The sequence below is a fragment of the Streptomyces sp. NPDC021356 genome (assembly GCF_040641015.1).
GTDB lineage: Bacteria > Actinomycetota > Actinomycetes > Streptomycetales > Streptomycetaceae > Streptomyces.
On record NZ_JBFACU010000042.1, the window covers coordinates 15,488 to 39,775 of the forward strand.

The 24,288-nt window shown below is 69.6% G+C and carries 12 protein-coding genes; 9 read left to right on the forward strand and 3 right to left on the reverse strand.

Going from position 1 to position 24,288, the window contains the following annotated elements:
- Nucleotides 1-65 precede the first annotated feature (65 nt).
- From AB0G56_RS36190 to AB0G56_RS36230, 9 genes are all read left to right on the forward strand, one after another.
- On the forward strand, nucleotides 66-3,188 hold the full coding sequence (locus tag AB0G56_RS36190; RefSeq protein ID WP_360978576.1) for a DEAD/DEAH box helicase: 3,123 nt from the start codon (nucleotides 66-68) through the stop codon (nucleotides 3,186-3,188).
- Entirely contained in the window at nucleotides 3,185-8,698 is a 5,514-nt protein-coding gene (locus AB0G56_RS36195; RefSeq protein ID WP_360978579.1) for a hypothetical protein, read from the forward strand. The genes AB0G56_RS36190 and AB0G56_RS36195 overlap by 4 nt, the downstream gene beginning before the upstream one ends.
- Complete coding sequence (locus AB0G56_RS36200) at nucleotides 8,695-15,549, forward strand: DEAD/DEAH box helicase (protein ID WP_360978582.1); 6,855 nt, start codon at nucleotides 8,695-8,697, stop codon at nucleotides 15,547-15,549. The genes AB0G56_RS36195 and AB0G56_RS36200 overlap by 4 nt, the downstream gene beginning before the upstream one ends.
- A gap of 4 nt (nucleotides 15,550-15,553) precedes the next feature.
- Entirely contained in the window at nucleotides 15,554-17,854 is a 2,301-nt protein-coding gene (locus AB0G56_RS36205; RefSeq protein WP_360978585.1) for a UvrD-helicase domain-containing protein, read from the forward strand.
- 504 nt (nucleotides 17,855-18,358) lie between these two features.
- Nucleotides 18,359-19,000: an HAD family hydrolase gene (locus AB0G56_RS36210; RefSeq protein ID WP_360978588.1), complete on the forward strand. Its 642-nt coding sequence runs from the start codon at nucleotides 18,359-18,361 to the stop codon at nucleotides 18,998-19,000.
- 103 nt (nucleotides 19,001-19,103) lie between these two features.
- Entirely contained in the window at nucleotides 19,104-20,291 is a 1,188-nt protein-coding gene (locus tag AB0G56_RS36215) for a helix-turn-helix transcriptional regulator (RefSeq protein ID WP_360978591.1), read from the forward strand.
- A 98-nt stretch (nucleotides 20,292-20,389) separates the two neighbouring features.
- Nucleotides 20,390-20,587 (forward strand): hypothetical protein, encoded by a 198-nt coding sequence (locus AB0G56_RS36220; RefSeq protein WP_360978594.1) that lies wholly within the window; start codon nucleotides 20,390-20,392, stop codon nucleotides 20,585-20,587.
- An 80-nt stretch (nucleotides 20,588-20,667) separates the two neighbouring features.
- Nucleotides 20,668-20,871 carry a hypothetical protein gene (locus AB0G56_RS36225; RefSeq protein WP_360978597.1) on the forward strand — a complete coding sequence of 68 codons (204 nt, stop codon included), beginning with the start codon at nucleotides 20,668-20,670 and terminating at the stop codon, nucleotides 20,869-20,871.
- Between the two features lie 4 nt (nucleotides 20,872-20,875).
- Nucleotides 20,876-21,361, forward strand: a complete 486-nt coding sequence (locus AB0G56_RS36230; protein WP_360978600.1) for a DUF6415 family natural product biosynthesis protein — start codon at nucleotides 20,876-20,878, stop codon at nucleotides 21,359-21,361.
- A 235-nt stretch (nucleotides 21,362-21,596) separates the two neighbouring features.
- Here the strand turns inward: AB0G56_RS36230 and AB0G56_RS36235 are convergent, their stop codons facing one another.
- The 3 genes from AB0G56_RS36235 to AB0G56_RS36245 form a co-directional block, all read right to left on the reverse strand.
- Nucleotides 21,597-21,908 (reverse strand): hypothetical protein, encoded by a 312-nt coding sequence (locus tag AB0G56_RS36235; RefSeq protein ID WP_360978603.1) that lies wholly within the window; start codon nucleotides 21,906-21,908, stop codon nucleotides 21,597-21,599.
- Between the two features lie 25 nt (nucleotides 21,909-21,933).
- Entirely contained in the window at nucleotides 21,934-22,173 is a 240-nt protein-coding gene (locus AB0G56_RS36240) for a hypothetical protein (protein WP_360978606.1), read from the reverse strand.
- A gap of 157 nt (nucleotides 22,174-22,330) precedes the next feature.
- A complete protein-coding gene (locus AB0G56_RS36245) occupies nucleotides 22,331-24,031 on the reverse strand; it encodes an AAA family ATPase (RefSeq protein WP_360978608.1) in 1,701 nt (566 codons plus the stop codon).
- Nucleotides 24,032-24,288: the final 257 nt, after the last annotated feature.

The following is a 24,288-nucleotide window of genomic DNA, read 5'->3' on the forward strand; positions in this document are numbered from 1 at the left end:
TGCAGGCAGCAGGGATGCGGACGGTCCGTATATGACGGCCGTTCAGGAACATCAAGGGGCGGGTAATGCAGCAGCACGTGGCCACCGTTACGGAGGCCGGTGACGGCCAGGGCGCGCTCGACGTCGTGAGCGAGGACGGACTCGCGCTCGACGCGTCGGGGGACGTGGCACGGCCGGGGGGCGGAGCGGTCGCCTATGCCCCGGGCGCCCAGGTCCGGGTCCGTGACGAGCAGTGGCTCGTCCGAAAGGTCGCGCCCACCGCGCGGGACGGATGGATGGTGGAGGTCACCGGCGTCTCCTCGTTCGTACGGGGCACCGACGCCGTCTTCTACAGCCTGCTCGACGACATCCAGGTGCTCGATCCGCGCAAGACCGAGCTGGTCTGCGACGACTCCCCCAACCACCGCAAGGCGCGCCTCTACCTGGAGGCCGTGATCCGCAAGACGGCGCTGCCCCAGACCGAGCACGGACTCGCGCTGGCCGACAGCTTCCTGATGGACAGGCAGGCCCACCAGCTGCGGCCCGCCGAACTCGCCCTCTCGATGAAGAACCCGCAGCCGCGCGTGCTCATCGCGGACGTGGTGGGCCTTGGCAAGACGCTGGAGATCGGGATCCTGCTGGCCGAACTGATCCGGCGCGGGCGGGGCGAGCGCATCCTCGTGGTCACGCCGGCCCACGTCCTGGAACAGTTCCAGCGCGAGCTGTGGACCCGGTTCTCCATCCCACTCGTCCGGCTCGACTCCACTGGCATCCAGCGCATCCAGCAGGACATCCCTGCGGGGCGGAATCCGTTCGCGTACTTCAAGCGGGCGATCATTTCCGTGGACACGCTCAAGAGCGACGTGTACGCCCACCACCTGGACTCCACCGAGTGGGACGCCGTCGTGATCGATGAGTCCCACAACCTGGTCAACCGCGGTACGAAGAACAACGACCTCGCCCGCCTGCTGGCCCGCCGCACCGACGCGCTGATCCTCGCCTCGGCAACTCCGCACAACGGCGAGACCGAGTCGTTCGCCGAGTTGATCAAGATGCTGGACGAGGCCGCGATCGCGAACACCTCGGAGTACGAGGTGAAGGACCTGGACCACCTCTACATCCGGCGCACCAAGACGGACAAGGAGGTGCGGGACTCCCTCAAGGGGGTGTGGGCCGACCGCGGCCCGTCCGAGCCCGTCCCCGCGCAGGCCACCGAGAAGGAGCGCGCGGTCTTCGAGGAGCTCGCTGCCCACTGGATCCCGCGCGACCCGGCCGCTTCCTCGGTCTGCGCGGACCCGCTCGCCGCCTACAACTTCTTCAAGGCCTTCCTCTCCTCGCACAAGGCGCTCCAGAAGTCGCTGGAGGCGCGGCGCCGCTACCTGGCCGGGCCCACGAAGGTGAGGAAGGGCGAGGACCTGGCCGCCCGCGAGGCCGCCCTGCGAGTCGAGCGCGAGGCGATCGTGGAACTGGAGCGGCTGGTCGGCGAGATCGGTGACGAGGACTCGGCGAAGCTGGACGCACTGGTCGAACAGCTCAAGAAGATCGGTGTCGGCCCGGACTCGGACGCCCGCGTCGTCGTCTTCTCCGAGCGAATACCCACGCTGACATGGCTCGCCGAGGCCGTCCCCGCCCGGCTCGGGTTCCAGAAGAGCGGCTCTGTCGAGTCGGGCGACAAGAAGAACCGGCCCTGGCTGGCGTACGGCGGAGCGGTGCAGGTGATGCACGGCGAGGCCACCAACGAGGACGAGCAGAAGCGGATCGTCGAGAAGTTCGGGCTGCGCGACGACCCGGTGCGCATCCTGTTCACGGGCGACGTCGCCTCCGAGGGCGTCAACCTCCACCAGGAATGCCACCAGCTCATCCACTACGACCTGCCCTGGTCGCTGATCCGTATCGAGCAGCGCAACGGCCGTGTGGACCGCTACGGACAGAAGGAGAAGCCGCAGTTCCGCGCCCTGGTCCTCACCAGCGACGTGGAGTGGCGCCGCGCCCCGGAGACCGGCGAGCCCCTGCCGCTCGACGACCGGCTGGTCGGGGCCAAGCTCCTCGAGCGCGAGGAGGAGGCGCACCGGATCGACGGCTCGGCCGAGGCGGTCACCGGCCTGTACCGGGCGCAGGAGGAGGAGAACCGCCTCACCCGCGACCTGCTGGCCGGCCGCACCGTGGAGGAGTCCATCAAGCGGTCCAGCGGCAGTGCCCCGTCGATGCTCAGCAGGATGATGGGCAACATCGGCGCCAAGTCGGCCCAGGACGACATCGCGTACGCGACGGTCCCGAGCGTGTTCCGCTCCACCTCCGCGTACTTCGAGGAGGCTCTGCGCCAGATCTGCCCGACCGGGGCGGACAACGAGCTCAAGCTGCGCCACGAGGACGACGGCACCATCGCGTTCGAGCCGCCGGCCGACCTCCAGTACCGCTTCAAGGCGCTGCCCAAGTCGTACCTGACCGAGCAGAACATCCTGCCCACGAGCAAGGCCCCCGGCCGGCTCCGGATCACCTTCGACAAGCGGCTCGGCGAGCAGCGGCTGAAGGTGGCCCGCGAGTCCTCCAAGACCCAGTGGCCCAACGTCGGTTACGTCTCGGACGTGCATCCCGTGCTGGACTGGGTGACCGACAAGGCACTGGCGTCTCTGCGTCACGACGAGGCTTTCGTCCTCGCGTACCGTCCCGGCGCCATCGCGGCGGCCAAGCTGGACCCCCGCCTGCCGGCCGAGCTGACCGGCCCGGTCTACCTGGTGCAGGGCATCCACTCCAACGCCCTGGGCCGTCCCACCGTGGTGGAGTGGATGGCCGTCGTCGGCCTGCCCGACGCGCCCCGCGTCGTACGCATGGACGCGGCCTTCCTCGACGCGTGCGGCGTCGGTCCGAAGATGCCCGGCCGCGCCGTCCCCCGGGAGGAGCGCGAGGCGCTGCAACGACTCGTTCCACAGGCGGTCGACGAGGCCGCGCAGTACCTGCACGAGCAGGAGACGGAGTACGCGCGCCGGATCGAGGAGATGCTCACCCCGTACGAGAAGCGCGTGACGCGATGGCAGCAGGACGCCCTCTTCGCCTCCGCCCGCTCGGCGAAGGGCCGCAACGACGTGAACCTCACGGCGAGCCGCCGCAAGACGCTGATCAAGTCACTGAAGACCTCCGGGGCACCCATGCTGCGCCTGCTGTGCGTCCTGGAGCCCCTGTCCGCCGCCGCTGGAGACACCACCCGATGAGCACCGACTTCGACTCCTTCTCCAACCGCGGCGAGTACCTGTCGGCGCACTACTTCGCCGAGCAGTTGGGCCAGGACCTCAAGAAGGGGCTCCTCGCCACCTGGACGGGCCGCGAGACCGACGAGAAGGACCCCCGTTCCACGCCGAGGGAGATGCTGCGCGCCCTGCGCGGCACCTACCTGTCGGAGGAGTTCCGCAACTTCTTCGCCGAGCGCGCCAAACTCGACGCCGAGGACGACGCCGACGAGAACAGCGCCGCCGCCGGGGCCCGCCTCAACACCTACAACGACGGCGACTGGTGCGAGCGGCTCGGCGCCTGGCACGACAAGGTGCTCGGGGCCCTCGGATTCCCCGGCGGCGCCGCGCGGCGGCAGCTGACCGTCCACCGCGCCGGACGCGAGCACACCGTGGCCGCGGCCTGGCACGGTGACGGCATCGTGGCCGTCGAGTGCGGATGGGTCGCCGGGAACGACACCGCCCTGGACGCGGACGGCCCCGGCCGGTTGCTGCACCCGCTGCGGGTGAGCGGCAGCGAGGTCTACGAGACCGGCCAGTCCCTCGCCACCTGGCTTTTCCAGAGCGAGCTGGGCGAGCCCGGTGGGAAGCCGCCCCGCTTCGTGCTGCTGCTGTGCGGCGGCGTCCTCGTCCTGGCTGACCGTCAAGTGTGGGGCGAGGGCCGCTTCCTGGCCGCCAACCTCGACGCCGCACTGGAGCGCAACGACCGCAAGCAGGGCGGCGAACTGGCCACCATCGCCGCCCTGCTCAGCCACGAGATGCTCGCCCCCGCCGAGGACGGCAAGGGACCGGGCATCGACGCCCTGATCAAGGCCTCCCGCGACAACGCGGTCGGCGTCTCCGGGGAACTGCGCGACGGACTGCAGCGCTCGGTCGAGATCATCGCCAACGAGGTCCTGGCCCGGCTCGACCAGGCCGACGTCGAGCCTCGTCAGATCGAGGACCCGAAGCTGCCGTTCGCCAAGGAACTGACCCGCGAATCGCTCCGCTACCTCTACCGCATCCTGTTCCTGCTGTACGCCGAGGCCCGCCCGGAGCTGGGCATCCTGCCCGCCGACGACGGCACCTACGAGGCCGGCTACTCGGTGGCGCGGCTGCGGGAACTCGTCGAGCGCGACGAGCAGCTCGTCGAGGAGGAGGCCCGGAAGGGATTCCACCTCTTCGCCTCCCTCGACGTCCTGTTCAACAAGGTCAACCGCGGCCACCGCCCCTACGGCACCGAGCCCGACGACGAGCTGCCGGACGACGACGAGGAGACCCGCAAGCTCAAGGCCAAGCGGCGCAGCGAGGACCGCGGCCTGCGCTTCGAGCCGCTGCGCAGCGAACTCTTCGAGCCGAAGTCCATCCGGCTGATCGGCCGGGGCGTCCTCGACCCCCGCAGCGACGAGGACACCGAGCCGAAGTGGCTGGACCTCCGACTGCGCAACAGCGCCCTGCACGAGGTGCTGAGGCTGCTGACCATGAAGAAGGCCAAGCGGCGCGGGGAACGCGGCGGCTTCATCTCCTACCGCAATCTCGGCATCAACCAGCTCGGCGCCGTGTACGAGGGCCTGATGTCGTACACCGGCATCATCGCCGAGGAGGAACTGTCCGAGGTCGCCAAGGGCGGCGACCCGGAGAAGGGCTCCTGGCTGGTGCCTGCGCACCGTCTGAAGGAGTACCCGGAGAAGACCTGGGTCGAGTACGACGAGCACGACGCGGTCAAGGGCCTGCGCGGCCCGAAGAAGTACAAGGTGGGCGAGTTCGTCTACCGGCTGGCCGGCCGCGACCGCGAGACGTCCGCCTCGTACTACACCCCCGAGTCCCTGACCAAGGTCACCGTCGAGCTGGCACTCAAGCACCTCCTCGACCAGGAGCGCGACGACAACGGCGAGGTCGTCCGGACGCGGGCCTCGGAGCTGCTGAAGTACAAGATCTGCGAGCCCGCGCTGGGCTCCGGCGCGTTCCTCAACGAGGCGATCAACCAGGTCGCCGAGGAGTACCTGCGCCGCCGCCAGGACGAGCTGGGCGTCTCCATCCCGGCCGCGGCCGCGCTGACCGAGAAGCAGAAGGTCAAGGCGTACGTCGCCCTGCACAACGCCTACGGCGTCGACCTCAACGCCACGGGCGTGGAACTGGCCGAGGTCTCCCTGTGGCTCAACACCATGCACCCGGGCATGCGGGCACCGTGGTTCGGGCTCCACCTGCGGCGCGGCAACTCCCTGATCGGCGGACGGCGGGCGGTGTACGCGGGCGACGACGTCGTCTCCCCGGCGAAGGCCTGGCTCGCGGCGAAGAACACCCTGGCGCCGACGCCGCTGCCGTTCCTCCAGGACGGCAAGCCGCAGCCGCTGCCCGAGGACGCGGTGCACCAGTTCCTGCTGCCGAGTCCCGGGTGGGCGGCGGTGACCGGCTCCAAGGAGGCCAAGGAACTCGCCAAGGACCAGGTGGCGCAGCTCGCCGCCTGGAAGAAGGGCGTCCTCCAGCGACCGAAGCGCAGCACCGCGCACCTGAACAAGGACGGTACGCCCAAGCTCGACAAGGCGGGCAGGCCGAGGAAGGAAGCGCCCTCCCAGTTCACCCGGCTGCGGGACGCGGCCAAGCGGGCGGAGTTCCTGTGGTCGCTCGTCACCAAGCGCATGCGGCTCTCCGAGGCGGCGATCGCGCGGAAGATCGACGTGTGGGGCGCCGGGCCGGACGACCCCGAGTACGGCTTCCTGCGCACGGCGGCAGGTGCGGTGCCGAAGGAGCAGGTCATGACGGACCTGTTCCTCGCGACCGAGACGCCGTACTGGCGCCTGAAGAAGGTCATGGACGCGTGGTGCGCCCTGTGGTTCTGGCCGGCCGACCAGGCGTCCCTGCTGGACGGCACGGACGGCGTGTACGACGACACGGTGCCGGCGGTGGCTTCCCTCGACGCGCTGGGTGACCTGCTAGGTGTGCCGCTGGTCGGCGGGGACGCGGACAGGGGCGGCGAGGGTGCGGCGGCGACGGTGCCGGGGCCGCGCTTCACCGAGCAGACTATGCTGTTCGCGTCGGGGCCGACGCAGGAGACGCTGGTGTCCGCCGTGGGGGAGGACGAGCCCCTCATCGCCCTGCAGACGGTGGAGGCGACCGGTCGGTCCAAGCACGGTACGCCGAAGCAGTCCAAGCAGCGGACGTGGCGGAACACTATCCCTCTGGCCGAGCTGGACGACTGGCTGGAGTTCCTTGAGGCCCTCCTGGGCACCGTCGATCCGGACGAGCAGAACCTGGTCACCGAGTTCGACAACCTGGACGCGCTCAAGGACTTCGAGAAGAACCTCCCCCACCTGATGGGGATGGACCTCGCGGACCCGGAGACCCGTTTTCCCTGGATGCACACGGTCACCAACGTCGCGGAGGAGCAGGGTTTCCTACACTGGGAGCTGGACTTCGCCCTCGTCTTCGCGCAGGGCGGTGGGTTTGACCTGCAGGTGGGTAACCCGCCATGGGTGCGGCCCCGGTGGAACGAGGGTTCGGTACTGGCGGAGCACGAGCCGTGGTTCGAACTCACGGAACGGGCGTCGACAGCAGAGAAGGAGGAGCGGCGGGCGGAACTTCTGCGGCTGCCGAAGGCGCGTCAGTACGTGCTGGACGAGTTGACCAACGTCAGCGGGCAGGTCGCGGTCTTCGGGGCCTCGCAGGTCTATCCCCTACTGACCGGCACGCAGCCGGACCTGTACCGCGCTTTCATGTGCCAGGTGTGGGCTCACGCGTCGGCATGGGGGACGACGGGGCTTGTTCACCCCGACACACACTTCACCGGCGACAAGGAAGGTGCGCTGCGAGAAGCCGCTTACCAGCGACTTCGCATTCACGGTGACTTCGTCAACGCGGTCTGGAGGTTCTTCCCCAAGCCTGTTGGGCATACCACGCACTTCGGTGTGCACGTATACGGCCGCCAGCAGAAAATCCGGTTTGACCACCTGTCCTGGCTGGTGTCGGCTGACGCCCTGCGATTCTCTGACGAGCATGACGGCAGTGGCGAGGTACCCGGCATCCGTTACCGGAATGGTGAGTTCGACGAGCGGCCTCATCTGTCACGGGTCGTCCGCGTTGATACGGATTTGCTGGCCGTCTGGCAGCACCTGCTGGACGAAGAAGACGAACCGGTCGAGCGAGCTCGGTTGCTGTTCCCTGTGAGCACAGCGGAAGCCAGCGCGATTGGAGCGTTGGCGGATTATCCTCTGCGGTTGCGCGCACTCGGGCCGCAGATGACACGTGGTTACGACGAGAGTGGAGCGAAGAAGGACAACCTGATCGACTACAACCGTCCGGATGCCTCCACTGGTCTGGAGTATCAGCCGGACGGCTGGCGGCATGTGATCCTCAAGGGCACGCAGATCAGCGTCGCCACTCCCATCTTCAAGCGCCACGACGCCAGCACTAACGATCCCTATGGGGCTGATTTGGTAGCCCTCCCTGCGGACTTCGTGCCCGACACGCAGTATGTGCGGGCAAAGGGACGCAGCCAGGCATATTTGAGAGCTCAGGATCGCTGGATCGACCAAGTGGCACTCACGAGACTCAGATCAGACGAAAGAGCACTTGACCGCGCACGCCAACAGGTCGCACATGCTGACCGCGTACCGCGCGATGAAGCGGATCCCCTCAAGATTGACGCTCTGCTCGTCGAGCGATCACGGCGACGGTATGCCACTTTTTACCGCATGGTCTGGCGGTGCATGATCGCTCCGGATACCGAACGCGCCTTGTACGCAGCACTTGTCCCGCCTGGCACCAGTCACGTGCACGCAGTGCACAGCTTGCGCATGGAGACGATCAGACACACAGCGCTAGTCGCGGGCTTTTGGGCCGCACTTCCGCTTGACTATTTCTTGCGTGCCACCGGACGCACCAACCTGCTCGTCAGCGCCGCAAAGGCGATGCCCGCGCCTCACCGACACCACCCACTGGCCTCCGCTCTGCTCCTGCGCACCCTCCGTCTCAACTGCCTCACCACCGCTTACGCCGACCTCTGGCGGGAGCTGTACGACCCCACCTGGGCCGCCCACGAACCCTGGGCCCTCCCCTGGCCCGGCCTGCGCCCGCTCCACGACGTGACCCCCGACTGGCGCACGGACACCCCTCTCCGTACCGAACGCGCCCGCCGCTCCGCCCTCGTCGAGATCGACGCCCTGGTCGCTGTCTGGCTCGGCATGGACGCCGACGCGCTCATCGCCGCCTACCGGGGCCGCTTTCCCGTGCTGCAAAAATACGAGGCCGTGACCTGGTTCGACGCCGAGGGCTGGAAGCTCGCCGGCAACGCCCGCACCATCGGACAGCGGCAGACCAAAGAGACTTGGGGCCAGTTCGAGACGTACCTCGCCGACCCCGACACCAATCCCGTCCCCGACGGCTACACCGCCCCCTTCTACAAGGCCGAGCGGGAGAAGGAGATGCGCGAAGCGCACGCCTACTTCCAGCAGCGGCTGGACGACGCCGTCGCCCGGGGCGAGTGGGACCCGGTGAAGCAGGAGGTGCCCACCCCGTGAGGCCGACACTCGAGGCACAGGGGCTCAAGGAGAGCCTGCTCCAGTATCTGTCGACGACCTACGCGCTGACCGACGAGGGCGCCCGGGAGTCGCTGCACCGGTTCCTCGGGGACGAGACCTCCGGGATGTTCCGGGGGCCGTTCCTGCGGATACGGACGCCGTTCACGCGGGCCGACGACTCCTGGAAGGAGCTGCTGGACTGGCGGCGAACGGACGGCTGGACCCCGTACGCCCACCAGGCCAAGGCGTTCCAGCGGCTGTCGTCCGCACGTGGACGGACCCCGCGGCCGACCCTCGTCACGACCGGTACCGGCTCCGGCAAGACCGAGTCGTTCCTCTACCCGGTCCTGGACCACTGCGCGCGCGAGCGCGACGCGGGGAACAACGGGATCAAGGCCGTCTTCCTGTACCCGATGAACGCGCTCGCCACCGACCAGGCGCAGCGCATCAACGACCTGCTGTGTGAGCATGACGCCGATCTCGGCAAGCTCCGCGCCGGTCTGTACATCGGCGACCGGGCGGAGACGAAGTACGACCGGGTCTACACCCGCCGTTCCGACATGTGGGTGTCGCCGCCGGACATCCTGATCACGAACTACAAGATGCTGGACCTGCTCCTCCAGCGCTCCCCAGATGCCGCGCTGTGGAGCGGCGCGGACATCAGGTACGTCGTCGTGGACGAGTTCCACACCTACGACGGCGCCCAGGGCACCGACGTGGCGATGCTGCTGCGGCGTCTGGCCGCAGCCGTCGGGGCGTCGGAGCCGGGGAACCCGCTGGGGCGGATCTGTCCGGTCGCCACGTCTGCGACGCTCGCCTCCGGCACGGACGGGGACGGGGTGCGCCAGCTCCTCGACGTCGCCACCCAGGTGTTCGGGACCGAGTTCACGGCGGACGCGATCATCGGTGAGGACCGGCAGAGCGTCGACGAGTTTCTCCCGCCGGGCGACTTCGATCCGGCGCTGCCGGATCCCTCCCCCGACGAGCTGGCGCTGCTACCCGATCCGTCCCTCGGCGACGATGAGTTGGCCCAGCTCGTCGAGACACTGACCGGCACCCGCGATTTGGACCCGTTCCTGCTGGGCCGGAACCTGAAGCGGCAGACACTCACCTCCGCCGTCATGCAGGCGCTCGACGGCGAGGTCCGCACCACCGGCGAAGTGCTCGACCTGATGTGGCGCAAGGGCGCGCGTTCGTGGGGCAAGACGATCACCGAGCGGCCGGAGGTCGCCGCCTCCGCCCTCGCCCGCTTCGTCGCGCTGCTGGCCGTCGCCCGCGATCCCGAGTCGACGCCGGAGCGTCCGCGGCCCCTGGTTCAGATCGAGGTGCACCAGTGGGCCCGCTCGGTCTCCCGCCTCGTACGGGGCGTGCTGCCGTGGCCGAAGGCTGAGTTCCAGTGGGACGCGGCCGGTGCGTCGGACCGGCAGGGTGACCAGCACGCCCGGACGGCGCCGGTCACCACGGCGACGGCGGGCCAGGCCTCGAACCTGTTCCTGCCCGCCGTGTACTGCCGTGACTGCGGGCGTTCGGGCTGGGCGGTGTTCTCCCCGGAGACGGACGACACCCACGTCCAGGTCGACTCGCACAAGATCCGGCGGGCCTCGGTCAGCCAGGACAAGATGCGGGTGCGCAACCTGATCGCGGCGACGGACGCCGAGGCGCGCGAGGGCTCCGGCGCCGCGCCGATGGCCTCGGCCGGACGCGGCACGGACGGCGGACGCGGCACGTCCGTACTCTCCTCGGGCCGGGGCGGGCAGTTACGCGTGCTGGACGGACCGAACCGGAAACTGCGGCTGCCCGATCCCGTCAGGGACTACGAGCCCTCGACCGGACAGCCGCGCCCGGCCGCCGGCGACTCCGCCTTCGTCCTGGTGAACCTGGGCGAGACGGCGAACACGGCAGCCGAGGAGGACTGGTGCCCGGCGTGCGGGTCGCGCAACGCGATCCGCTTCCTCGGCACCGGTGCGGCGGCGCTCGCGGCGGCCTCGGTCACCCAGCTGTTCACGGGGGGTGAGATGGACGAGGAGCAGGGCGAGGGGAAGACGCTGATGTTCAACGACTCGGTGCAGGACGCCGCGCACCGGGCCGGGTTCGTGGCTTCCCGCTCGTACACCTTCTCGCTGCGGGCCCTGTTCAAGAAGCACCTGTCCGAGGACCGGCCGACCGCGCTCAACGACCTGATCGCGGACGTCGTCGCGGCCACCACCGACCGTACGACGCTCGCCGCCGTCGTCCCGACCGACCTGCACGACATCGCGGGCGTCCAACGGCTGCTGTCCGGCCAGGGACGAGGCGGCGACCGCAGGACGTGGAACCTGATCGGTGAGCGCTTCGCGTTCGAGGCCCTGATGGAGTTCGGCTTCCGCTCCCGCAACGGCCGGACCCTGGAGCTGACCCGTACGGCGGCGGCCCAGGTGCGCATCGCTGGCGTGGCGGCGGCGGTCGCGCTCGTCAAGGCCGCGCATCTGGCCGAGGAGGGCCGACGCGGCGGGCTGCCGCCCGTCGAACAGGACGACGCCCGCTACCTGGCGTTCCTGCGGATCTTCCTGGAGCGGCTGCGCACCAGGGGCGCGATCGGCCACAAGTGGCTGGACGGCTACCTGAAGGAGGCCGGGACCAGCCGCTACTTCATCTGGGGCAGGCGGCCGGTCGGCATGCGCGCCTTCCCCAGGGGCGTCGCGGCGCCGGTGTTCCTCCTCGACCAGCCCAAGGCCAAGAGCGAGTTCGACTTCGCCACGGGACGGCTGTCCTGGTACGAGCGCTGGGCGCAGCGCTGCCTGGATCTGCCCCGCGAGCAGACGGCCGGGTTCTGGAACCGACTGCTGCCGGAACTGGTGGCGGCCGGACTGCTGTCGGTGCGCACCCCGGCCGACAGCAGTCTGAGGATCTACGGGCTGCAGCCGGGCGCCATCGACGTGCGGCTCCTCTCCGACGACATCGTCAACGACGCCTTCGTGCGCTGCCCGGTCTGCTTCTGGGAGCAGACGGTCCACCCGGACGTGCTGGACCAGTGGCACGGCCAGCCCTGCCCGTCGTACCGCTGCCGCAGGGGCCGCCTGGTCGCCGGGAACCGCCCCGAGGAGCTGGGCAGGCACCACCGGGACCGGAACCACCGGGACGACTACTACCGGCAGCTGTACCGCAAGGCGGGCACCTACCAGGTGATCACCGCAGAGCACACCGGCATGCTCACCCGGCCGGAGAGGGAGCGGGTCGAGGCGGCGTTCAAGCACGGCACCGGGTTCAAGGATCCCAACGTGCTGTCGTGCACGCCCACCCTGGAGATGGGCATCGACATCGGCGACCTGTCCGCCGTCGTGCTGGCCGCGCTGCCGCGCCGGCCCGCCAACTACGCCCAGCAGGTGGGCCGGGCCGGACGGCGTACGGGCAACGCGTTCCTGCTGACTATTCCCGACCGCAGCCGCCGCGACCTGTACTTCCTCGACCAGCCGCGTGAGATGATCGCCGGCCGGATCGTGCCGCCGGGCAGTCATCTGTCGGCGATCGAGATCCTGCGCCGCCAGTACCTGGCCCACCTGCTGGACCTGGCCGCGCGCGGGCGTCTGCCGCGTCCCGACGGCAAGCCCCTGGCCGCGATCCCGCCCCGGGCCCCGGAGCTGTTCGGCCCCTCGGGCTACCTCGCCGACCTGGTCGAGGCCGCCCTCGCCCGTGGTGACCAGCTCGTCGACGGGTTCCTTGGGTTGTTCCCCAGCGGAGTGAGCGACCAGGCCCGGGCCGAACTGCGCGACTACGCCACCCGCAAGCTGCGCAGCGCGGCGGAGGAGGCCGAACGGCAGTGGCGGCGCGGCGAGGAGGTACTGCGCCGCAGGTTGAAGATGATCGGCGAGGCACGCGACGAACTGCACGACAGCGACGACGACCAGGCCCGGCAGAAGGCCGAGCTGGACGCCGAACACCGGTCGGTCGGCAAACGGCTGCTGTCGCTCGGACTCACCACCGCCCAGCAGGCCCTGTGCGACCTTGGACTGCTGCCGAACTACGCGCTCATCGACGCGGCGACCACGCTCAACGCCACGCTGTACTGGCCCGACGGCGCCGACGAGACGACCGGCAGGGAGACGTACAGGTCCAAGCCGCGCGCCTACGAACGGCCACGCCGCTACGCCCTGTCCGAGTTCGCGCCCGGCAACACGTTCTACGTCAACGGCTACAAGCACCAGGTCACCGGCCTGGAGATCGGGACCGCCACCGATCCCGACTGGCGGCTGTGGCGGTTCTGCCAGGAGTGCGGGTACGTGCGCACCCAGAACGCCCAGGACGACCGCTCGCCGTGCCCACGATGCCGCAGCGCCCGGATCGCGGACGACGGCTCCTGCCTGCACAAGGTCGTCGAGCCTGTCGTCGTCACCTCACGGGACAAGCGGGAGGACGCCCGGATCAGCGACGACAAGGACGACCGCGAGCAGCGCCACTACACGGTGATCGACGCGGTCGACATCGCCTTGGAGGACATCGAGCCGAAGACCTCCTGGCGACACCAGGCCCAGACGTTCGGCATCGACTTCTGCCGCACGGCACTCATCCGGCGGATCAACGTCGGCCCGATGCGGTTCGACGCCAAGGCCGAGGACGACTTCGCCGGGCACAGCGTGCGGATGGCACCCTTTCACGTGTGCACGGGCTGCGGCGCGGCGACCGCCGACGGGCGGCCCGTCTTCGACCACGACACCGACGCCCTGGACTCCGCGGCGGCGCGCAATCCCAAGCTCAAGCACCACCAGCCGTGGTGTCCGCTGCGTCGGGGTAAGAAGCCGCAGGGCGTGCCCCAGGAACCGGTGCTGCTCGCCCACCAGCTGCGCACCGAGGCGCTGCGAGTGCTGCTGCCGGCCGCCACCGTCCTGGTCGACGAGAAGATCCACTCCTTCAGGGCAGCCCTGCGCCTCGGCGTCGACCACCACTTCGGCGGTGACCCCCAGCATCTGGACTCGACCCTGGCGCGCATGCCCGACAAAGCCACCGGCGAGACACGGCACTTCCTGGTGCTCTTCGACCGCCTGCCCGGTGGCACCGGTTACCTGCACCGGCTCACCGACCCGGCGCACTTCCGGGCCGCCCTCGCCGACGCACGGCGGGCGCTGCTGAAGTGCCCCTGCCGCGACGAGGGCCGGCTCGCCTGCCACCGCTGCCTGCACCGCTACACCGAGGAACGGCACCAGGACACCGTCTCGCGCCTCGAGGCCCTGCAGATCATCAACGACCTGCTGGGCCCCGTCGACCAGGACGGCGAGCCGGTGCTCGACGAGGACGGACACCCCGTCGACCTGTGGAAGGTCGCGCAGCTGCCCAGCACTGACCTGATCGGCCTGGACAAGCAGGTCGAGTCCGATCTGGAGGCCCGGTTCCTTGCCGCCCTGCGGACGTGGACCGGCGGGGAACAGGACGCCGTACTGGAGGAGAGCAGGACAGCCAGCGGCTACCTGCGCTTCAGCCAGGGCGCCAACTGGCGGCTCACCGCGCAGCGGAACATGGAGTTCACCCGTACCGACTTCACCTTCGAGTCCACGGACGGCCCCAAGGAGTACGTCACCGTCTACCTCGACGGCCACCGCTACCACGCCACCCGCGCCCACAACCGGATAGCCGCGGACTGCGACAAACGGAACCAGCTGCGGAGCAGGAACCACATCGTCTTCCAGCTCACCTGGGACGACCTGGAGCTGTTCGAGAAGGGCGACGCCGCGAAGGCCGAGCCGGTCTGGTCGCCGTACCCGCGCAGCGCTCAGGACGCGGCCAAGGACTGGTACGAGGAGATGGGCGGAGAGCGTTCCGAGCTCCCCGAGGCCGTGTTCGCCAACCCCGTCGACACACTCCTCGCCTACCTGCGCAAGCCGGGCAAGGAGCGCTGGGGACGCCGTGCCAGGGCTCTGGTGGGCGGTCTCATGGCCGAGCCCGCCGCCCTGGCGACGCAGGCGGACCGCTCCCAGGCCCGCCAGGTGCTGAGGTCCGCGCTCGACGCGTACGGCGCGGGCCGGGAGCCGTCGTCCGCGGAGCCCGTCACGGGTGACGGGGCCGTTCTGGTGCTCCGGGCGGCCGACAGGTACGGCCTGCCCCTCCTCTTCACCGTCGACGCGAGCAACGGCGAGGACGCGAAAACCGTGCGGTGGAGCGCGCTCGCCGTGCTGGACGACCGTGACGAGGTCCTGGGCACCGACGAGCACAAGCTGCGATGGCGTTCCTGGCTGTACTGGTCCAACCTGCTGCAGTTCCTCGCGTTCGCCGACGGGGACGGCGTCCAGCTGGCCGGAAGCCGTGCACTCGCCTTCCCCGTCGACGTACTGGCCGTCACCGGCGGCGTCGGCGAGCTCGACTCGCTCATCGCCGTCCACCGGCCGCGGGAACTGCCGACTGCGGTGGCGCAGGACGCGCCCGCCGCCACCGCCTCCGGGGCGGAAGCCGCTGACTCCGTGGCCGAGCAGGCCGTCGCCCGGCTGTTGCGCGACGCCGCCTGGGACGAGGACATTCTTCCTCTGCTCGAAGAGGACGAGCCGGATTCGGCGCTCACACAGCTCGCCCGCGAGCTCGCCGGCCACGGCAAGCAGGCCCCCGTCTTCGGCTTCGAGCTCGGTGAGCGCGGCTGGCAGGCCGACTTCGCCTGGCAGGAGCCCGGTGTCCGGGTCGCCGTCGTCGCCGCACCGCACGGCGAGGACGACGAGGAAGCCCTCCGGCGCGACCAGGCCTACGCCGACGCCGGGTGGGCGGTCCGTACGGCGGCCGACTGGCTCGACCGCCTCGACTCGCTCGTCGGCGCGCTTCCCGACATTCCGCAAACGCGCGGCGCCAACGACGCGCCCGACTCCTTCGACTCTCCCCGCGACGGAAGGCAGACTTGATTCCATGACCGCCCGGCTCAGCCTGTACCAGAAGGCCGAACAGGAGCTGTACAAGCTCGACCGCTCGGTCAAGGGCAAGTTCTACGACTTCTGCCACCGCTTCCGCGAGGACCCGGACCACCCCGGCCTGGACCTCAAGCCCCTCAAGGGCGACGGCCGGGTCTTCCGCGCAAGGATCGACCCGTCCTACCGCGCCCTGCTGGCCAGGGCCGGCGTCGACGACAAGGGCCAGGAGAACTGGCTCGTCATCGCGGTACGCCACCGCAAGCACGTCTACGAGGAACTCTCGGTCGCGATCAACCGGATCACCGGCGAGATCGAGTTCGTGGACCTCTCCGTCGTGGGCGGGAGCGTGCTGCAGCGCGCCGGCATCACCCTCACCCCCACCGAACCCGAGCCCGCTCCGCAACCCGCGCCCGAGCCCGCGCCGGCCGTCGCCGAACCCCTGCTCACAGGTGTCACCGCCGGCGACCTACGAGACCTGGGCGTCGCCGACCAGCTCATCGACCTCGCCCTCGCCGTCACCGGCAGCGACGAGCTCGACCAGCTGGTCGCCGGCGCGCCGCTGCTGTCCAAGGACATCCTGTACGGGCTCGCCGCCGGCATGTCCCTCGATGAGGTCCGCAAGGAGATCACCGCCCCGGTCAAGGTCCACCTCGGCCAGGACTACGAGCAGGACCTCGGCGCCGCGCTCGCCCGCACCACCGTCACCACCATCGACGCCGACATCCAGGCAGCCCTGGAAGAGGGCGACTTCCGCGCCTGGAAGGTCTTCCTGCACCCCACCCAGGCCAAACTCGTCCACCGCACCTACAACGGCCCGGCCCGCGTCTCCGGCGGCCCGGGCACCGGCAAGACGATTGTCGCCCTGCACAGGGTCGAGCACCTCGCGCGGCAGCTGCCGCCCGGGCACAACAAGCCCATCCTCCTGACGACGTTCACGAAGAACCTCACCACCGACCTGCGCGCCCGGCTCGCCTCGCTGATGGAGCCCGAGCTGCTCGCCCGCGTCGAGATCGCCCACATCGACCAGCTCGCCGCGCGTGTCCTCAGCGAGAACGCCGTCAAGGGCGCCGCCAGGCAGCGCGTCTACGACAGCGCCGCACTCAACGTGCTGCGCCAGTTGCTGCTCGAACTCGACGAGCGCCGCTGGGACGCCGAGTTCCTCTACGAGGAATGGGACCAGGTCCTCCTCGGACAGTCCATCGGCAACCGGAAGGCGTACTTCGATGCCCGCCGCGCCGGACGCGGCCGTTCCGTCACCCGGCCCGAGCGGGCCCAGATCTGGAAGATCCTGGAGCAGTTCACCGCCCGCCTGGACACGGAGGGGCTGGAGACCTGGGGGCAGGCCGCCGAGCGCGCCGCGCGCCTCGAGATGGAACGCGACGCCAAGATCAGGGCCCGGGCCGAGCACAAGGAAGCCGTCGGCGGCAAGGACCTCATCCACCGCGACGACGGCTCCGGTATGCGCTTCCTCCACCACCGCTACCGCCACATCGTGGTCGACGAGGCCCAGGACCTGCGCGCCGCCCACTGGAAGATGCTGCGCGCCATGGTCGCCCCCGGCACCGACGACCTGTTCATCGCCGGCGACACGCACCAGCGCATCTACGACCAGCAGGTCACCCTGGGCACCGTCGGCATCCACATCCGCGGCCGCTCCTCCAGGCTCACCCTCAGCTACCGCACCACCAAGGAGATCCTCTCCCGGGCCATGCAGGTGGTGAACCTCAACGGCAAGAAACTCGCCTACGACGACCTCGACGACAGCACCGACAACCTCGACGGGTACCGCTCCGTCCTGCGCGGCCCCGTGCCCGACCTGGTGCCCTGCGTCTCCTGGGACGACGAACTCGACCGGCTCGCCGCCACGCTGACCGCCTGGCGCGAGGAGATCACGACGGGCAACGGCGGCACCGGCCCGCGCCGCGACCCGCGCGGCAGCATCGCCGTGTGCGTCGCGGAACGGGACATGGTCAGCCAGGTGATGTTCCACCTGGCCACCAAGGCGGGGATCACCGTCGCCGAACTCACCAAGGACGGCCCTAAGGGCGACGGCGAGGTGCACGTCGGCACGATGCACCGTTTCAAGGGCCTCGAATACCAGAAGCTGGCCATCGTCGGAGCCCGCGACGGCGTCATCCCCCGCACCGCGGTGATCGAGCGCTACCGCACCACCGACCCCCAGCGCTGCGCCCGCGAGGAACTCCGGGCACGCTCGCTGCTCTTCGTGGCCGCAACCCGCGCCCGCGACGCCCTCCACATCAGCTGGCACCACAAACCGAGCCCGTACCTGCCGGTCTGAGCCGGGTTACGGCCTCGTGAGTGGGCCGCCTTCGACAGCAGCGTTCGAACGCGGCCCACTCCCGAGACGGAAAGCTGCGAGTTTTCGGCCTTTACTGTCGTCCGACGAAGCGAGCGAACACCGAGGCCGAGGTGAACGACCTGTGCAGCAACAATGACCGCAACACCCGCTGGAAAGACGCCGAGTTGTACGAGTGGACGCGCTGAAACCACCGGCTCGGGGAACCTTCTGAGCGTGGAAGCAGCAGGTCAACAGGGACCTCACTGTCGCCGGAGGTGCTCTCGCGGAACCGGATCTCACACGGTGGGGCCCAGAGCTCCCGAACTGACCCGTCTCATCGACGTCTGCGCTGTTCACCGGAGCCTGAGTGGGCATGAGCAGCCTGTCGTCCGTCCACTACCAGCTCCAGCATCTGGAGGAGAAAGGCGCGATCCAGCAGGAGCCTCGCCAGTGGCGTGGCATCCGCCTCGCTCGGTGAGCGTGGCGGCCCCGTAGGCTCGCGGGGTGATTGAGACCATCGTGTTCGACGTCGGCGAGACGATCACCCGTGATGACCGCTACTGGGCGTCCTGGGCCGACTGGCTGAAGGTCCCGAGACACACGCTCTCCGCACTGGTGGGGGCCGTCGTAGCGCAGGGACAGGACAACGCCGAAGCGCTGCGGCTTGCGCGCCCAGGAATCGACGTGGCTGCCGAGTATCACGCCCGTGAACTCGCCGGCCGGGGCGAGCAGCTTGACGAGAGCGACCTTTACGACGATGTGCGACCAACTCTGTCGGCGCTGCGTGAGCGCGGAGTGCGGGTCATCATCGCGGGCAACCAGACACCGCGAGCTGGTGGGCTGTTGCGTGATCTCGACTTGCCGGCGGAGCTGATCGTCACGTCCGGGGAGTGGGGTGTAGCGAAGCCACAGTCTGAGTTCTTCGCGCGCGTGATCGAGGTGGCGCAGGCGGCACCTGGCCGGACGCTGTACGTCGGTGATCATCCGGCCAACGACGTTTTCCCTGCCAAGGCGGCAGGACTGCGCGCGGCGCATCTCCGCCGTGGTCCCTGGGGGCGCCTGTGGGCGGATGTCCCGGAGGTCGTACAGGCAGCGGACTGGAGCATCGACAGCCTTGCCCAGCTCGCCGGGATCATCGAGAGGTGACCGTAGAGCCTCATCAGCGGGGGGTGTTGTTGGGGCCGTTCGCGTACACGCTGCGCTTCCAGCCGGGTACGGTTCGGAGTGGACGCATCGAACGGGGGCCGGTATGCCCGTACAGATCAGTGACGGCGTGGGCAGGCGGATTGCCTACTACCGCAGCGTCGTCCGCCCGAAGATGACGCAGCAGCAGCTCGCGGATGCGGCGTGCGTGGCGCTCGGCACCATCCGCAAGATCGAGCGTGGTGAGCGTGGCGTCACCAATGCCACGTTGGAAGCCATCGCCGATGCCCTGGGTGTCGACTCCGCGCGGCTGCGTACAGACCGTGCGGCCGCCCAGACCCGAGTTCATGAGGCTCTCCCCGCGCTCTCCGCAGCGATCGCCACGTACGACCTCCCCGAGGACGGCCCCGTGCGGCCCCTTCGCGAACTGCGCGCCGACGTCGCAGAGGCTGCCCAGTGGCGTCTGGCAGCCCAGTACACGCGTATCGTCCGCAACCTTCCTGACCTGCTGCCTGAACTCGCGCGCGCCTATCACGCGGCCCCGAACGGGGACCGAGCCGAACTGGCCGGTCTCCTTGTGCATGCCTACCGATCTGCCGATGCCGTTGCATACAAGTTCGGCGCCCGTGACCTGTCCGCTCGGCTCGTCGACCTGATGCGGTGGGCGGTCTGCGAGGCGGGTGATCCGCTGCTCACCGCGGCGGTTGCGTACGTACGTACCGAAACCTTCTTTGCCGCGCGCGCCCACAGCGCTGGCCTGCGGGCCCTGCAACAGGCACTCGATGCGGGACCGGTCCCGATCACTCCGCAGGACATCGCAGCACGGGGCGCACTGCACATGCGGGCCGCGGTCGTGGCCGGACGGGCCCGCGACAGCTCGGCCGCAGACACCCACCTTGGCGAGGCACGGGCCCTGGCTGAAAGAGTGCACGAAGACGTCTACTGCGGCACCGCCTTCGGCCCCGACTCCGTGCGCACCCACGAAGTCTCCGTAGCCGTCAGACTCGGTGGCGACCACGTCGGCCGGGCCCTCGACGTCGCAAGCGAGTGGAGGCCGCCCAAGGAGTTGCCGGCCGAGCGGCGCTCCGGCTTCTACATCGAACTCGCACGAGCCCAACTGTGGTCTGGGCTTTCGGATGACGCATTCGAGTCGCTGAAGGTAGCCCGCCGCATTGCCCCTCAGCACACCCGGGAACACCCCTGGATCCGGGAAGACGCTTCCACGCTGCGTCGACTCAAGCGCGCCGAGTCGGAGACGCTGACGAACTTCGCGGAGTGGTGCTCCGCCACCTGAGCGAACCACCCCAAGTACCCCTTGCCGGGGTACTTGTTGCCTCCGGCAGCCCCCACCATCTGTCTCACGCGCAGAAACCGAGCAGATGGGGGTTGGGCATGCCCGACGCACTCACGCTCGCGCCCACGGTCATCGAAGGGCGGGTGAGCATCGTCTGCCTGGACGGTGAGGCCTGCTTCGACTGCGGGGCCGTGAACAAGACCCTGCGCGAGGCCGGCCAGGTCATGGTCCAAGGCAGCTCGCGCGTGTGGCGCATCGTCACATGCGGCTGCCGACCCCGAGCGGCCGCCGCATGAGCACCGCAGGGAGACGACAGACCCCCGCGACCGCGGCGAACGGCCCGGGGGCGTGGCCAACGCTTCGAAGGAGCGTCGACATGAAGAACGCTACCGTCCCGGGTCTACAGCGCCCAGCGGGCGCCAAGATGACCATCCGGGTGTACACGGTGACCAGCGACGGCGTGAAGACCGCGCCGCGCGCCACCGTGACCATGCCCCACAGCCACAAGCCCGTGCCCACCTCGATGAGCTCGGCGCTGCCGCCCCCTGCGCCTGCCCGATCCACCGCCAGGCAGGGGTGACCCGGTGAACGGAACCCAGACCCAGACCGAGAAGGTGCCCGTCGCCCCGGTCGCGGTGCGCGCCGCGGCGAGCTGGTTCCTCGACCAGCCGACGCTGCCCCGCCACGGCACCGTGAAGGCCTTCGAGGCGGACTTCCGGCAGACGCTGGAACAGTTGATGCCCCACATCGAGCAGCTGGCCGCGGACCTCCCGGCCGACGACGTGCGCCGGAAAGTGGCCCTGGCCGGTGTCGGGGAGGCGCGCCGGCGGCTCGTCGAGCCAGGAGAGGCAGGGTTGCAGGGCGAGGTGGAGAGAGTGAAGCGGCTCGCCCGATCCGTGATCTCGCTGTGCGGCCATTTCGACGCCCTCTCTGGCGTCCGGATGTGCCTGCTGTGCGACAAACCGATCGAAGACACCGACGTCTGGGAGCCCTACCAGCAGGCCGGCCTCACCGGAGGCCCAGCGCAGCCCGGCCGTGTGCACGCAGTCTGCGCCCACACCGCGCGCTGACCCTGACGCGCGGCACCCCGCCCGCCCCGGCGTCATGGGGCCCCATGGCGGCCGCTTCGGGACAGGGCCGCATCAAAGACCCCCGTCTCGCCGGTGTCCCGCAAGACCCGGTGAGGCGGGACCCGTCCCGCGGGAGGTGCGCAAGCCTCCGGCGGGACGGGGCTTGGGGTTCGGGGAGTATCCGAGCAGGGATCACCGCTACGGCGTTCAGTTTCCTGAACGCTTGGTGTCCCGGTCAGCGGCCCTGGCGGAATGGGTTGTACGCCTCGAGGGGGTCTTTGTCGGTCTCTCCGCGCCAACGCCGTTCGACCTGGTACGCCGCCCAGGCGAGGTCTCCCTGTTGTGTGGAGCGCCAGGGTGTTCTGGTGCGGCCGCGGTACTCGGAGCTCAGATCCGGCTCGGCCAGCCTGCGGCGCCGTTCGGCGCGCGGGTTGTCGGCGACCTTGGCCATCTGCAGCTCCTGCATACACCGGGCGCGGGCCAGCACCTCGACGTCGAAGGCGATGCGCCGCAGGATCGCCGCGACTTTGGGCAGACGGATCGGCACGACGCAGGTGTCGGGGAAGTCGCCCTCAGGGCGGAGGTTGGCGGCCGGCGGGTACGTCTTGCTGTCCAGGTGGGTCGATCCGCTCCGCACACTGCCGGACCCACTCGGCCTCGTCCTGCAGGCGCTCGGCGATGCCGGCACGGCCGGACAGCTCCTCGTCGTCGCTGCCGTCCGGGTCTTCCGGGGCCGGCCAACCAGCGGCACGCAGCAGCCCGAGCGCGGCGTCCAGGGTGTCGAGATCGGGCAGCCGCAAAATCGGTGGCACCGGAGAGTTGACGTAAGCGCGCGCCGAATCACCGCGCAGGTCTTCGGTCCGCGGTCACGCAGCACTTCGAGGGCGCGGTCAGTGGCTCCAGCGAGGTCGCGCATGCCTTGGAACGGCGCACCATCGACTACATCTGGGACGAAATCTCGCCATGCGATCAGTTCTCCGCGACGCCCTCGCGCAGTTCCCGGTAGGCGATCGTGACGTCCTCCAGCCGAAGAGTGGTGATGTCTTCCAGCGGCGGGGTACCGGCGCCGCCGTGGGCCTCGTACAGGCGCAGATCCCGCAGCGTGGAGGCCTTTCGGCAGAGTTCGCGCACGAAGCGGCCGTTGCCGAGCCGGTCGATCAGTCCGTCGCCGACCGCCTCCTGACAGGAGAACTCCAGTGCCAGAGCGGCGTCCTCGTCCAGCACGTCTCCCTGGGCCTGCACGATGCCGCGGCCGATGTCCGTGAGTTCGGAGGCCGAGTAGGAAGGGAAGTCCACGCGTGTCGTGAAGCGGGAGGCGAGCCCGGGGTTGGTGGTCAGCAACTCGTTGATCTCGTGCGGGTAGCCGGCCAGGACCACCACGAGCCTGTCGCGGTCGTCCTCGGCCCGCTTCAGCAGCACCTGCAGCGCCTCGTTGCCGAAGGCGTCACCGCCGGAGTAGCCGCTGTTGCACAGTGCGTAGGCCTCGTCGATGAACAGGACGCCGTCGAGGGCCGAGTCGATCACCTTGCTCGTCTTGATGGCGGTCTCTCCCAGGTGCTGGCCCACGAGGTCCGCTCGCTGCGCCTCGACGATCTGCCCCTTCTGCAGCAGGCCGAGCCCGGCGAAGACCTTTCCGACGATGCGGGCGACTGTGGTCTTGCCGGTTCCGGGCGGACCGGCGAACACGAAGTGCTGGGGAGAGGCGGTCGACGGCAGTCCCTGCTCCCTGCGGATCACGGACATGCGCAACTGAGCCGTCAGCGAGCGCAGTTGGCGTTTGACGGGTGCGAGGCCGACCATGCCGTCCAGCAGCGCGACCGCTTCCGCGAGAACGTCTTCCCTCGCTCGGGCCGCCTCCTCCTGGCCGTCCAGGTCCGCGGCGTCGCCCGCATCGACCGACCGGGCCGGCTCGGCCCGTACAGCGGGCGGCACGTGCGGGCCCGTGGATTCCTCCGGGGCTCCCCCGGTCACGGCGACCCCGGCCCGGGGTACCGATGCTCCCGCCCGTACGGCGACATCGGCCAGCCCTGGGAAGTACCGGAACGCGTACTGGAACTGCCGCAGCGCCTCCTCGTCCTGTCCGAGTGCTTCCCTGGCGAGGCCCCTGACGTAGGCGACCTCGGCGTCGAACTTCGTGCCCTTGCCGATACGCCCGGGCAGTGGTTCCAGTACGTTCAGAGCCTCTTGGTGGACTCCCTGCTCCACGAGCGCGCGCCCTGCGTAGAGTTGTGACTCATCTTGCAGGAACGGGTCGGTTATCTCCCGCGCGAAAGTCAGCACGAGCGGCCACTCCTGCTTGAGGAACGCGTATCTCGCACAGACGAACCGCGTCTCATCGCAGTCCAGCTGTGCGGTCTCCAGGTGCTGCCAGGCTTCGTCGAGCTGTCTCCGCGTCAGGAGGCGGGACATGCCTGCCAGCCAGAGGTCACGCTGGAACTCCAGCCGGAACGAGACGTAGACCCCGAGATCGAAACGGGACTGAAGCGGGGTGTCGAGCTTCGTTCGCAACGCTCCGAAGGTCCCGATGTTCTGCATCATCCGAGCGACGGCCTCGTCCTGCTGGTATCCCGCAGCATGCAGCCCCAGCCATGCGTCGGCCGCGGTCGGGTCGTTCCGCAGCGCCTCTTCGAACCGCCGTGCGGCGGCCTCGGCCCTCCCTGCACGGAGCAACCCCACCGCCTCGGCCCAGGCGCGCTCGCACTTCTTCGCGGAAAACCATGACGTGGAAACCCCCGGCACTGCCACTCCCCTCGGCGACGGTGAGACCCGGCGTTCAGGCCGGCGGTCCAGTTTCCCATGCGGGATCCGCGGTTTCATCCCGCCCCGGCAGCCTGTGTTGACCCGGCCGAGCGAGCGGACGTCGAAAGCCGAACCTGCATCGGACCCCTCCCATGGAATGAACGCGGTGTGAAAAGGCGAAGCGACCG